Source organism: Winogradskyella pelagia (assembly GCF_017581965.1).
In the GTDB taxonomy this organism is placed as follows: Bacteria; Bacteroidota; Bacteroidia; order Flavobacteriales; family Flavobacteriaceae; genus Winogradskyella; species Winogradskyella pelagia.
Map to the genome: position 1 here is coordinate 64,929 of NZ_JAGEVF010000007.1, position 12,863 is coordinate 77,791.

Here is a 12,863-nt window from a genome sequence, read left to right on the forward strand (position 1 = left end):
CTCTAATTTCAGATTTATTTAGCTCTTCAATTAATTCTTTTCATTTTATTTTTGATACATCGAATTATAAAGAATGTTTTATCAAGTCCGTTGACAAAACAGGTTTTTTTCTTTTCACCTGATTTTATAGCACTTCATCGTCATAGCCTTTACTTTATCAAATAAAAGTGTGTTTTATCTGTTTTTTGAATTGATTTTTTTCTACATTTAATGACCTTATCAGTGATAAACTTACCTATTCAGTTAACGTTACAACTTATAAAACAAACTGAAATTGAAGTATTCACTTTCCATCATTCTTTTAGTATTTTCAGTATTTTGTTTTGGCCAGAAGAATGTTCTATTGAAAAATATTAATCCTAGAGCCAATGAGCTAAAACATGACCTAAATTTTACTGGAGATAGTTTATACTTTTCTTGCGAACGCACTATATTAAAAGTAGAAATATTTAACGATGAATATGAAAGGATTATTGAAGTTAATAAAAAGCATATAAAAATTCCGCTAGAAACACTTCCAGGCGGTAGGTTTTTGATAGAAGCTAAATTAACTGACAAACTCATTGTTATGACTTTAATCCGTGAAACGAATAGCAAAACTAAATCACAAGATTTAACCGAATCCTCAGATTTGGTATCGTCAAAAATAGATGCTGTAAAAGTCAGTGAACTCAAAAAGGAAGTGTTAGAAGTGAATCTTAATAACCCCATCGCAACCGTGCCTTTGCAAAACTCGCCAAAAACACCTCAGAGCTATTGGCTTGAATACCACATAAGAAATGGCAACTCTTCATACAAAACCTCACGTTTCGCAAACAAAGAAATGGTTGAGAAAATGATTGCCAGAAATAAATTAGAAATTAACACAACTCAAGGGAAACTGAATAACCTCAAGATTTGGGAAGTGTATAATACACGTTCGTTTTTACTAACAAGGCGTGCAAATTCAGATTTTTCGCAAATTAGAGCCTCGGAGTATTTTAATTCAATACCCTATTATTCCTCCAATAACTTTTTAGCAAGCAGATAGCTATTTTTTCAATTCTAGTTTTTCTGCAAAATAATCGCAAAAATCCTTCATCGTAGCAGTCATTTTTTCATCTTGTGTTGCGCGCAGAAAAGTATCACTCATGGTTACAAGGGTCTGATGAAAAAACAACTTCATCTCATCAACAGGCATGTCCTTGGTCCATAAATCTATTTTTAAAGTCTCCTGAGCTTTACTATCCCAAACTGAAAGCATAACAGCCTTTGCTTCTTCATTGGCAACGCCACCATCTTGGGCAGACCAATGTAATTTTTCAGGCACTCTGTTTTCGTCTAATTCTACGTTTAATTCTATTTTAGAAGTGATGGTTTTGGACATTATTTCCGTGGTTTAAATTTTGATTTATTGAAGATTTCTTGAGGTTCCTTTTGAAGTATGGTGAGAACGTCTTCTTCAGTTCTCATGGCATAGGCCCTTACTATTTGCCATCCAATGTATTGCCCTACACGTCCTGGCGATTCATTATCTAGCTCCAAATAAAATTTAGAAAAAGGTGCATCGACAATGAACCGGTTTACCAATTTACTGTCCGTACTATAAAGGAGTTCTCGCTCGACAAAGTAACTCCATATTGCACTTTCATTAGCCTCTGCCCAATTTAATTGCTCTTGAGTATATCCTATTTTTTCATGATCGGAGATAAAAGGCGTCATTACATCCTTAAAGTATAATAGCTTCCCTTGATATATCATTTCATCTAGAAAAGTTCTTTTTTGGGACTGAAACACATAGTTTACAGCAAAGCCCTCGGCAATATCCGGTACTATATTCTTCGGTTGCATATTTGCAGTTATATATCTTGGAATATTTTGATAAAACTTATGATCTTTCCCTAGATAATTATCTAAAGCTACTAAAACAATTGTATCCGTGACAATAGTTTTATCCCTGTAAGCCACATCATTGGTAAGCGCTATAACACGAGGCACCCTAAACGTTTTATCGTAATACTTAAAATGTTGAAATAAGCGTTTTATGTCAACTTCAACTTGTGAAAAGTCGCGGAAAGCACTCACAACCTCACTCAATAATGCATCTTGGAGGGTGTCTGTAATTCTTTTCACCCAAACAGAGTCTGGGATACGTTTTGAGAACAAAAAAGGATAAGCGGCTTGAAGCCTGTATAAATCCTGAGGTTCTGCCTGTTCAATAGCCTTATCGAATCGTTCTATTACAACATCGATATCTATTTTCGAAATCTCATCTTCTAATTGATTATCATCATTACAAGACCAAAAAAATAAAGCTGCTATCAGAACCAAATAAATTCTCCAAAGCATATTATAAAACATTTTAAAAGCTAACTGTATTGCGTTATTTTTGTTGTGCAAAGGTACACTTCTTTGTGTTAAATTTATCATATTATGCAAACCGAAAAAGTTGTAAATCATATCGTAAATTGGCTAAAAGACTATGCAATACATGCCAAGGTTAATGGTTTTGTTGTTGGTGTATCGGGCGGCATAGATTCTGCAGTAACTTCGACCCTGTGCGCAGAAACAGGATTAGATGTTTTGTGTTTGGAAATGCCTATTCATCAAGCAAAAAGCCATGTTTCTCGTGCACAAGAGCATATTGCTCAATTAAAAGAACGCTATTCTAATGTCTCTGGTATAAGGGTTGACCTCACGCCTGTATTCGAAGAATTTAAAACGGAAGTCAGCCTCGAGGGTAATGAAGCTACCGTAGACATGGCCTTAGCAAATACGAGAGCAAGACTAAGAATGACCACATTGTATTACCATGCAGGTTTGTTAGGACGCTTAGTGGCTGGCACAGGAAATAAGGTAGAAGATTTTGGTGTTGGTTTTTATACCAAATATGGCGACGGTGGCGTAGATTTAAGTCCTATTGCAGATCTTTTAAAATCTGAAGTTTACGCTTTGGGCAAGTCTCTCAAAGTGCCTCAAACAATAATGGACGCTGCTCCTAGCGACGGGTTGTTTGGAGATGCAAGAAGTGATGAGGATCAAATTGGTGCTTCTTACCCAGAGTTAGAATGGGCTATGTTGATGAATGACCAAGGTAAAACTGCTAAGGATTTCTCTGGAAGACAGAAAGAGGTATTTGAAATCTTTACAAAATACAACACGTCAAACAAACATAAAATGATTCCTATACCAATTTGCGATATTCCTAAAAATTTAAAATAATTCTTACATTTTATCAAAAAAAAAGCTATTCCTGTTGGATTTTTGATTATTTTTGTTTAACGAATCTTCTTATTAAACTACTTCTGTTGTAGTACAAATTTATTAACCCTAACCACACAAAATCGAATATCATGATACAAATTTTGATAGTTGATAGTCACCCTATTGTCCGTAAAGGATTAGAGCTTTATTTTAATAACAAACCAGACTTTAAAATTGTTGGCAGCCTAAGAAGCGGCATTGAGATTTTTGAATTTGTAAGGCGGCATCCTGTTGATGTCATTATATCCGAAATAGATTTACCTGAACTCAATGGAATTACGGCATTAAGAGCTATAAAAAAGGAAAATAAAAATATCCATGTATTAATTTTGAGCCACCAGCCTGAAGAAATATATGCTATAAGCACCCTAAAGGCCGGAGCGTCTGGGTATCTCAATAAAACAGCCAGTTTAGACGATATAGAAGCAGCAGTTAGAAAGATTAATAATGGAGAGGTTTCCTTGAGCGAAAAAATGGATAAGCATTACAGGTATGAAGATACAAGAAAAAGCCGAAGCCGTATGTTTAAAAAACTATCTACACGCGAGGTAGAGGTTTTAAAACTACTTTCTATTGGACGGAAGAACAAAGAAATTGCCGAGGAACTAGATATTAACGAAAAAACAGTTAGCACCTACAAAGCTCGATTGTTCAAAAAATTAAATGTTAATAATATTGTAGATTTAATTCATCAGGCTAAACATCATAACCTTACTTAACGTTATAGCCTCCAACTACTTTTCCAAGTTTACGAGACAATAACATTTTTAACCCAAGATAGTCTTTAACATCTTCTATAATAGTTGTAGAATCTAAATCTGGTTTTAAGGTTTGGTTCTTGTATTCCGCAACTTTTCTATCTATAAGATAACACCTTAAACTTAAAATGGTTTGACTTACCAATTGAGAAACCGTATCGTCCTTTACTTTAGGAATGATGTTATTTCGATGCCAATCGTGGAGGTTATACTTTTCATCCTCCATCAAAATACTTGTTACCGTACTTGCTAAGTCTTGACCTAACTGGTTGATAAAATCTTTTGTAGAAAAATCCTCTTTTTGATGCAGCTGATCAATAAGGGAATAATACAAGGTCTTAAAACCCTCATTTGAGAATTGCATCTCATCCTCCTGAAGATCCAAATATATCTTCTCAAATACTTTTGCTTCTTGCTTTACGGGCTCTAAAAGTAGATCTCCAGAAATATCATCTTCTTTTAAAATAAGATCTTCAAAAACCTCCTCTCTATTACCATAGAGCATCAATATTTCAATAATTTTCCTTTCGAGTTCAAATTGTACATCAATTTTTTGTTTGGTTTCCCCTGAATTTCTTACTACGTCAAAGGCTCGTTGCTCTTTCTTGTAGTTTTTATTAGCCTCTTGAAAGTCTTTTTTAGAGATTTGCGCCAGGGTACTAAACAATACATTCTCACTGATATCCATGATTTGCGCACACTCTTGGATATAGACTTCTTGCTTTATGGCATCTGGAATTTTAGAAATACTATTTACAATATCCCTAATGGTTTCTGCTTTCTTAATAGGATCGTTATTGGCTTCTTCAACCAGGATAGACGCTTTAAATTGAATGAAGTCTTTTGCATTGGCATCTAAATAATCTTGTAGTTCCGCAAGTGAATTAGACTTTGCAAAACTATCGGGATCTTCACCGTCCGGAAAGGTGCAGACCTTCACATTCATACCTTGTTCTAATATAAGATCTATTCCTCTAAGCGAAGCTCTCAACCCAGCAGCATCACCATCAAATAAAACGGTAATATTAGCGGTAAGTCTATTTATCAATCGTATTTGTTCGGGCGTTAATGCTGTACCAGAAGACGACACAACATTTTTAACACCGGTTTGATAGAATTGAATAACGTCTGTATAACCCTCAACCAGGTAACAGTTGTTTTCTTTAGCTATAGTTTGTTTTGCAAAATAAAGTCCATAGAGTACCTTGCTTTTATGGTAAATATCACTCTCTGGCGAATTAAGATATTTTGCCGCTTTTTTATCATTAGTTAAAATACGTCCACCAAAACCCAAAACGCGACCGCTCATGCTGTGAATTGGAAACATAACTCTACCCTTAAATCGATCAAAACGCTTATCTTCCTTTACAATGGTAAGACCAGTTTTTTCGAGAAATTCCAATTTATATCCTTTTCCTAAAGCATCATCGGTAAAAGCCTGCCACTGATCTAGAGAATACCCTAATTGAAACTTTTTTATAATCTCATCAGTAAATCCACGCTCTTTAAAATAACTTAAACCTATGGCCTTTCCCTGGTCAGTGGAGTGAAGTATCTTTTGAAAATACGAATTAGCATACTCTGATACGAGATAAAGACTTTCTCTTGCGTCTATTTTCGCCTTTTCTTCGTCTGTTTGTTCAGTCTCTTCAATTTCAATATTGTACTTTTTAGCCAAATACCTAATAGCTTCAGGATAAGTGAAATGCTCGTGTTCCATGAGAAATGTCACTGCATTACCTCCTTTACCTGAGGAAAAATCTTTCCAAATTTGCTTTGAAGGTGACACCATAAAACTAGGTGTACGCTCATCACTAAATGGACTAAGCCCTTTAAAATTGCTGCCAGCTCGTTTTAACTGCACAAAATCGCCAATAACCTCCTCAACACGAGCGGTTTCAAAAACTTGGGATATGGTATTTTGTGATATCAATTTTTAAGGTGAATTTTATATGTGTAAAGTTATAAAACTTATAGCAGAAGTTAAATCAACAAGGATTTTCCATTTAATAGTCTTCAGTTCTAAAAGACAAAGAACAAAACTAATTTAATTTAGTCATAATTAATATCTTTATAACAATTAACATCCTAACCATGAAACAACTCATTTTTTTCGTATTTTTTTCAGTTACTATTTTTTCCTGTAAAAACGAAGACCCTAATAACACTGCGGATAAAGAAAGTAAGGCCACCGTCTATTACGGCGGAGATATACTTACCATGAAGGGAGAATCTCCAGAATATATTGAAGCCTTGGTAGTTAAGGAGGGAAAAATTGCATATCTAGGACCGAGCTCTAAGGCCATGGAAATTGCAGGCGCAGGTCACCATATGGTTGATTTAGACGGCAAAACTATGGTTCCTGGCTTCATAGATGGACATGCCCATTTCTCCAATTTCTCTTCACAAGCTATTGGAGCACTGTTACTACCTTCACCAGATGGCAATTCGGACAACATACCAGCCTTGATTGAAATCTTGAAAGAATGGAATACACCAGAAAATAGAGTTCTAACAGGCTGGGTTTTCGGAACAGGATTCGACGATTCTGTTTTAGAAGAAAAGCGCTTCCCGACCAAACATGATTTAGACCAAGTGAGCACGGAGCACCCGATAATGATTATTCATATTTCTGGACATTTTGCAGTTGTAAATTCTAAGGGACTAGAAAAGCTTGGTATCAATAAAACAACTAAGGACCCTGAAGGTGGTATTATTCGCAGAGAACCAAACTCTAGTGAACCTAATGGTGTTTTAGAGGAACTTGCTGCAATTCCATATATGATGGATGGTTTAATGCCCAAGACTGACGAAGCTAATCTCAAGTTTTTCCTGGCTGGCCAAGACATGGCCAAGTCTTACGGCTATACCACAGCACAAGATGGGCGAACCATGCAAAATCATGAACTTTTAGCAAAACTAGCGGACAGCAACCTCATTGAGATTGATGTTGTGAGTTATATAGACTATTTGTTTGTTGATAAGTACATGGACTCCAAATGGTATTCGCCAGAATATCAAAACAGATATCGTATCGGAGGCATGAAGGTTACACTTGACGGGTCACCACAAGGACGTACTGCCTGGCGAACTCAACCCTATTTATTGCCACCCGACGGAGCAGACAAACAATACAGCGGCTACCCTGCAATACCTAGCGACCAAGACCTTTTGGATATTTACGAAAAAGGGTTTAAAAATAATTGGCAAATTCTTACCCATGCTAATGGCGATGCTGCAATGGACCAGATGATAAGAACTCAAAAAATTATGTCCGACAAATACGGTAACCAGGATAGACGAAATGTTTTAATCCACGGCCAATATATTAGAGAAGACCAATTAGATAGTTTTAAAGAACTTGGTGTCGTGGCATCACTTTTCCCGCTGCATACTTTTTATTGGGGTGATTGGCACAAGCAAATTATTGGCGATTCATTAGGTAATAGGATTAGCCCTGTAAAAACAGCATTAAATAAAGGGTTAAATATTACAATTCATACAGATGCACCTGTAGCACTTCCCAACTTAATGCGTGTGATCTGGACTGCGGTTAACCGAACATCGCGTTCAGGTAAGATTATTGGAGAAGGCGAACGTCTAAGCCCTTATGAAGCACTTAAGGCCATTACGATATGGAGCGCCTATCAACATTTTGAAGAAGATAAAAAGGGAACGCTGGAGACAGGAAAAATAGCAGATTTAGTTATCCTAGATGCAAACCCGCTTAAGGTGGAACCTGATGCTATTAAAGACATACAGGTGGTTGAAACCATTAAAGATGGCCAATCAATTTATAAAAAACAATAGAAAAGCCTTAATCTTCATTGATTAAGGCCTTTCAAAAAATTTAATTGATTTAGTCTATATCGAAACGTACACCGAATGAAATATTATTTTGATCCACCATTTGGTTCTTAAATAGTGGATTTAAATCATATTTTACATAAAGCGCTATATCGCCTATCCCAACATAACCACTTAAACCATAAATAAACTCGCTGACTTCATAACCTCCTCGTTGTTTATTTTTAACACGATTACCATCATCCTTATACTTAAGTTTTTGCATATTCCAGACATTTAAACCAGCATAACCTCCCAAACCAATTTTAAATTGTCTCCTTGTAGAATACCTAAAATAGTTATCCCGTTCTATTTTTTTTGATGGCCCAAATTCAAAGTGTAGAGGAATTACAATATTTGTTGCTCTAAATTTGGCCTTATCCAATTCCTGGGGAAATTCTTGCAACTCAATAATATCATTATTATTAACAAAATAGTTGTTGTCTTTAATATCAAGCTTATTCCATTGAATAGAAAGGCCATATTTAAATCTTAAAAAATTAGAGTTATTTAAAAGTCTTGTTTTCCAAGAAAAACCCCATTCTACAAAACCAGACCCGCCTAACTTATAGGGCGAATCGTCAAGACTCTGACCATCTATCAAGGTATTATTAAACCCAATAGCAAAAACACTTTCCTCAACAGTTCTTCTATCATATTTCTTAGGCTTATCATAATCTTCTTCACCTATATATATTATACTCTCACTCGTTTCGTCATCACCTCCAATTCTAATAATTAATCGATCCCCTTCATCATTTCCTTTATAATAGACACCATTTCTTTCCATTAAGGCAATTTTACTGTCTATTATCTGTAATCTGTTTTCTATGTTTGCTGCTCTTTTTTTTGCGGCATCTTTCTTTAATTTCTCTGCTTCTGCTGCTGTAATTTTACCATTATCTAGTCTTTTGTTGATTAATTCTATATCAGACCTTAATAACTCACGCTCTTCGTTTTCAATATCTTTTTTTGATTCTTGAAGTTTTTTGATTTCCATTTGTTTCTCTGGCTTCGAGGAGTTAACAATAGAGTCTTTTTCTGTCTCTTGCGCATTAATACTGCCTACAGCAAAGCATATGACAAAGGGTACTAATAATCGTGTAATTGTGTTCATAACTGTTCGTTTTTAGATGATTTATTTGATTTAATTATTGTGTTCTGCTACAGCTGTTCTTACTGTTTTATAGCTATCTTTTAAAGCTTCGAAGATTTTAGTCCTAAAGGATTGTCCCATGTCTTCTTGTACACTCTCTAACAAGGCCTTTGCATCAACAGTTTTTGTAGCCTGTTTTTTAAGTTGGTTCTTAAATAATTCCTTGCTTGCCAATTTCAGAAGCGAGTCCACCTCTCTATCTAAATCCTTTTCTAAAGAGGTATTCAATTCCTTTAAAACTACAGCAACGCCTTCTTTGCTTATAGAAATCTCGGCTGTTGTGTTCTCGATTTCTTTAGTGGTGACATCTTGTTTACTTTTATCCTCTTTGGATTTATTTTCTAATAAAGCAAGTTGAGTATTGGCACTATATCCTGGTTTGTTTGCCTTAAGAGATTTCTGTGCTTCAGTTCTAATTGATTCCGGCTCTTCTTCACTTCCTCTTTGAGTAGTTGGTTCATTTACCAATTGTATTTGGGACTTCCTATCCTTACTTGTAATATCTAAAGCATTTGTGTTGTCTTCTTTTAACGGTTCTTCAACGACTTGAGGCATTACCTTCTCAGTAGTATCATTACCAAAAATTTGAATGGTTATTGCTAACATTATTACAATACCGGCCGCAATACCTATCCACCAAAAGATATTAGCTTGCTTTGATGTAGCATCGTCATCCAAGCGTTGAGCAAGCTTAGACCAAGCATCAGTTGATGGCGATACTGAGCGTTGTTCTAATTTATCTTTTATTTTTTCCTCAAACTTAATTGGTGCCATAACTACTACTATTTAGTTCTTTAATCTTTTTTTGTAACATCTGTCTTGCCTTAAATAATTGCGATTTAGATGTTCCTTCAGAAACTTTTAGCAAATCTGCAATTTCATGGTGCTTATAGCCTTCTATGGCATACATAACAAACACCATTTTATAACCTTCTGGTAAACTATCTATTAACTGTTGTAATTCTGCTACGGCCAGATTACTCTCTATGGTATAAGAAAAGTTTTCCTCGAAGTACTCTATATCTGTTGTGAACTCAATTGGTTTCTTCTTTCTTAAAAAAGAAATAGCCTCCCTGACCATAATTCGCCGTATCCAGCCTTCAAAACTACCTTCATTCTTAAAACTTTTAAGGTGTTTAAAAACCTTAAAAAAACCATTAAGCATAACCTCTTCAGCGCTATGTACATCTTTTATATAATATCTGCAAACACTTAACATCTTGGGAGCGTGTATTTCAAAAAGCAGGTGCTGAGCTTCTCGATTTTTCTTAATCGCTCTCTTAATGAGTTTTGTTTCGTTTTTATGAAGTTGAATAACTTTCACTATTCGTATAAAAGAGGGTTTCTATTAATATAGACGCATTTTCTCTAAAAAGGGTTGTATGGATTATCAAAAAAAATAAAAAAATTTTACAATCAACTGATTTTCAGATAATTGTATTATTTTTTTCTTTCAATTACATACTCTACCATGAGCTTTAAGGAGGCCTTATATGGCGAATCTGGGTAGTTTGATAGTAACTTTAAGGCTTCATCTTGGAAGGAAATCATTTTTTTTACGGCATATTCTAACCCTCCATTAGCCTTAACAAAGGCGATTACCTCTTTAACCCTGTTCTTGTCCTTATTGTAGTTCTTGATTGAATTAATAAGCCAAGCTTTTTCTTTTTTTGAGCAATTGTTAAGCGCATAAATTAAAGGTAAAGTCATTTTTTGTTCTTTAATGTCAATACCTGTTGGTTTGCCAATCTTTTGTTCGCCATAGTCAAAAAGATCGTCTTTAATTTGAAAGGCCATACCTATAAGCTCCCCAAATCTGCGCATAGTTTCTATTTCTGCTGAATTAGGTTTTACTGAGGCCGCTCCCAAACTACAACAAGCAGCAATAAGTGTTGCCGTTTTTTGCCTAATAATATCGTAATATACCTCCTCTGTTATATCTAACTGACGCGCTTTTTCAATTTGTAGCAATTCGCCCTCGCTCATTTCTCGCACCGCCACTGATATTATTTTAAGAAGGTCGAAATCATTATTGTCAATAGATAGAAGTAACCCTTTTGATAATAAAAAATCTCCTATGAGTACTGCAATTTTATTTTTCCAAAGCGCATTGACAGAAAAGAAGCCGCGTCTTCGGTTACTATCATCTACGACATCATCATGCACTAAAGTTGCTGTGTGAATTAATTCTATTACCGAAGCACCACGATATGTGCGCTCGCTAACTTCTCCGTTGTTCAGCATCTTAGCTACTAGAAACACAAACATGGGGCGCATTTGCTTGCCTTTTCTATTAACAATATAATGCGTTATGCGATTAAGCAATGCCACCTTGCTCGCCATAGAGAGCCGAAACTTCTTTTCAAAAAGTTCCATCTCATAAGCTATAGGCTGTTTTATCTGTTCAGTGATTTTCACGTACTAATTCTAAAGGCTAAGAATTGATCAAAGATTTATCAATTTGTTTATACTGAATTGTAAAATTACAAATATTGCCCGTGAGAATTGCGTATTTCTTAAAATTCAAACATCGTTTTACAACAAAACATTTTATTTGTACCTTATACTCAATTAATTAATCATTAAACGCTCAACTTATGAAAAAAATTACTTTTTTATTTTTAGCTTTTATAGCTTTTAATTTTAACTATGCACAAAACACCTGTGCTACAGCTGTAGTTGTTGGTCCTGGAACCACTACCGTAGGAACGATAGATGGTGACCTTCCAAACCCAGACTGTGCGCCAAATGCAGGCCTTGACCCAAGAGATTTTGGAGAATGGTATATCTACACACCTACGTCGGATGTCGTTGTAAATATTACTTCAGACCTCCCTGCTAATGCTGGTGGTGATACGAGGCTGCATATTTATACAGGGACTTGTGGGGCTTTAACTTGTTTTGAAGGTGCAGATGATGTATCCAACACTAACTTCTTAACTGATTTAACATTCGTAGCTTCAGCCGGAACGCCATATTATATTGCATGGGATGACCAATGGAGCTCTGCTGGATTTGATTTTTTATTAACTGAATCTACTTTTGATTGTGGAGTTTATGGTCTTCCCTACAATGAACTTTATGACAATAATATTCAATTTTTAGGGTGCTTCACTGTAGAAGATGCAGATGCTAATGGTTTTGACTGGATTACTCAGCAAGATTTAGATTTAGACGGTGATACTATTCCAGAAACTTTCGCTACAAATTCAATGGGCGGAGCAACAGGATTAAATGTTAATGATTGGATGTTCAGCCCAGGCCTATCTCTAACAGGAGGGACTGAATATGAATTAAGATCTGCTTACAATATCATTTCGGGCACGGCTACCGGTAGTCTTGAGGCATTTATAGTTGACGCACCATCTTCAACAGCCAATGTAGTTGCAACCCTATTTTCTAATATCAACTTTACTACACAGGGAGATTTTGCAACCCTAGAGATCAATGCATATCAGGAAGTTGATACCTTTACTCCAACTGCATCAGGAACATATTATATTGCCTATCGTTCTTTTGGTCTTTCCGGAGGTGGTTTTATCTTACTTTTTGATTCGATTTTAGAGTCTACATTAAGTATTAATGATTTTAATATAGAATCTTTTAGTCATCACTACAATAAGAATGAACAAACGTTAAATTTAGATTCTCCAGAATTAGCATTTGATGGAATTGAAATTTTTTCATTACTTGGGCAAAATGTTTTAACCAGAGATTTATCTAGATCCGCAGAGGAAATAAACGTCAGTAATCTTGTTGATGGCATCTATTTAACAAAAGTTACCATTAATGGAAGTGTAGAAACATTCAAGTTTATTAAAAATTAAATAAACTACTTCAATAAAAAAGCGGCTATTTGC

At 35.2% G+C, this 12,863-nt stretch carries 12 protein-coding genes; 5 read left to right on the forward strand and 7 right to left on the reverse strand.

Annotation, left to right across the window (positions count from 1 at the left end; genetic code table 11):
• Nucleotides 1–274 precede the first annotated feature (274 nt).
• Entirely contained in the window at nucleotides 275–1,030 is a 756-nt protein-coding gene (locus tag J4050_RS09825; protein ID WP_208154408.1) for a hypothetical protein, read from the forward strand.
• On the opposite strand, the gene gldC is transcribed toward J4050_RS09825, so the two are convergent.
• Entirely contained in the window at nucleotides 1,031–1,366 is a 336-nt protein-coding gene (gldC, locus tag J4050_RS09830) for a gliding motility protein GldC (protein ID WP_208154409.1), read from the reverse strand.
• A complete protein-coding gene (gene gldB, locus J4050_RS09835) occupies nucleotides 1,366–2,328 on the reverse strand; it encodes a gliding motility lipoprotein GldB (RefSeq protein ID WP_208154410.1) in 963 nt (320 codons plus the stop codon). The genes gldC and gldB overlap by 1 nt, the downstream gene beginning before the upstream one ends.
• Nucleotides 2,329–2,412: 84 nt before the next feature.
• Between gldB and nadE the strand changes: the two genes are divergently transcribed.
• Complete coding sequence (gene nadE, locus J4050_RS09840; protein ID WP_208154411.1) at nucleotides 2,413–3,201, forward strand: NAD(+) synthase; 789 nt, start codon at nucleotides 2,413–2,415, stop codon at nucleotides 3,199–3,201.
• 131 nt (nucleotides 3,202–3,332) lie between these two features.
• Nucleotides 3,333–3,962 carry a response regulator transcription factor gene (locus tag J4050_RS09845; RefSeq protein WP_208154412.1) on the forward strand — a complete coding sequence of 210 codons (630 nt, stop codon included), beginning with the start codon at nucleotides 3,333–3,335 and terminating at the stop codon, nucleotides 3,960–3,962.
• Here J4050_RS09845 and dnaG read toward each other — a convergent pair.
• Nucleotides 3,955–5,934, reverse strand: coding sequence for a DNA primase (dnaG, locus tag J4050_RS09850; RefSeq protein WP_208154413.1), 1,980 nt, complete (start codon nucleotides 5,932–5,934; stop codon nucleotides 3,955–3,957). The genes J4050_RS09845 and dnaG overlap by 8 nt on opposite strands.
• A 161-nt stretch (nucleotides 5,935–6,095) precedes the next feature.
• Between dnaG and J4050_RS09855 the strand changes: the two genes are divergently transcribed.
• Complete coding sequence (locus J4050_RS09855; protein ID WP_208154414.1) at nucleotides 6,096–7,811, forward strand: amidohydrolase; 1,716 nt, start codon at nucleotides 6,096–6,098, stop codon at nucleotides 7,809–7,811.
• Nucleotides 7,812–7,860: 49 nt separating this feature from the next.
• Here J4050_RS09855 and J4050_RS09860 read toward each other — a convergent pair whose 3' ends face one another.
• The 4 genes from J4050_RS09860 to J4050_RS09875 all read right to left on the reverse strand — a co-directional run bounded on the left by J4050_RS09860 (nucleotide 7,861) and on the right by J4050_RS09875 (nucleotide 11,421).
• Nucleotides 7,861–8,964, reverse strand: a complete 1,104-nt coding sequence (locus J4050_RS09860) for a hypothetical protein (protein WP_208154415.1) — start codon at nucleotides 8,962–8,964, stop codon at nucleotides 7,861–7,863.
• A 30-nt stretch (nucleotides 8,965–8,994) separates the two neighbouring features.
• Complete coding sequence (locus J4050_RS09865; protein ID WP_208154416.1) at nucleotides 8,995–9,777, reverse strand: hypothetical protein; 783 nt, start codon at nucleotides 9,775–9,777, stop codon at nucleotides 8,995–8,997.
• Nucleotides 9,764–10,327: a sigma-70 family RNA polymerase sigma factor gene (locus J4050_RS09870; protein ID WP_208154417.1), complete on the reverse strand. Its 564-nt coding sequence runs from the start codon at nucleotides 10,325–10,327 to the stop codon at nucleotides 9,764–9,766. Before J4050_RS09870 ends, J4050_RS09865 begins: the two co-directional genes overlap by 14 nt.
• Before the next feature lie 116 nt (nucleotides 10,328–10,443).
• Complete coding sequence (locus J4050_RS09875; RefSeq protein ID WP_208154418.1) at nucleotides 10,444–11,421, reverse strand: polyprenyl synthetase family protein; 978 nt, start codon at nucleotides 11,419–11,421, stop codon at nucleotides 10,444–10,446.
• A 179-nt stretch (nucleotides 11,422–11,600) separates the two neighbouring features.
• On the opposite strand from J4050_RS09875, the gene J4050_RS09880 reads away from it, so the two are divergent.
• On the forward strand, nucleotides 11,601–12,830 hold the full coding sequence (locus tag J4050_RS09880) for a T9SS type A sorting domain-containing protein (RefSeq protein ID WP_208154419.1): 1,230 nt from the start codon (nucleotides 11,601–11,603) through the stop codon (nucleotides 12,828–12,830).
• Nucleotides 12,831–12,863 lie beyond the last annotated feature (33 nt).

Bases quoted from the DNA above. Each gene is read 5' to 3' on its own strand.
- gldC (WP_208154409.1), bottom strand. From the start codon at position 1,366: ATGTCCAAAACCATCACTTCTAAAATAGAATTAAACGTAGAATTAGAC.
- gldB (WP_208154410.1), bottom strand. From the start codon at position 2,328: ATGCTTTGGAGAATTTATTTGGTTCTGATAGCAGCTTTATTTTTTTGG.
- nadE (WP_208154411.1), top strand. From the start codon at position 2,413: ATGCAAACCGAAAAAGTTGTAAATCATATCGTAAATTGGCTAAAAGAC.
- J4050_RS09845 (WP_208154412.1), top strand. From the start codon at position 3,333: ATGATACAAATTTTGATAGTTGATAGTCACCCTATTGTCCGTAAAGGA.
- J4050_RS09855 (WP_208154414.1), top strand. From the start codon at position 6,096: ATGAAACAACTCATTTTTTTCGTATTTTTTTCAGTTACTATTTTTTCC.
- J4050_RS09860 (WP_208154415.1), bottom strand. From the start codon at position 8,964: ATGAACACAATTACACGATTATTAGTACCCTTTGTCATATGCTTTGCT.
- J4050_RS09865 (WP_208154416.1), bottom strand. From the start codon at position 9,777: ATGGCACCAATTAAGTTTGAGGAAAAAATAAAAGATAAATTAGAACAA.
- J4050_RS09880 (WP_208154419.1), top strand. From the start codon at position 11,601: ATGAAAAAAATTACTTTTTTATTTTTAGCTTTTATAGCTTTTAATTTT.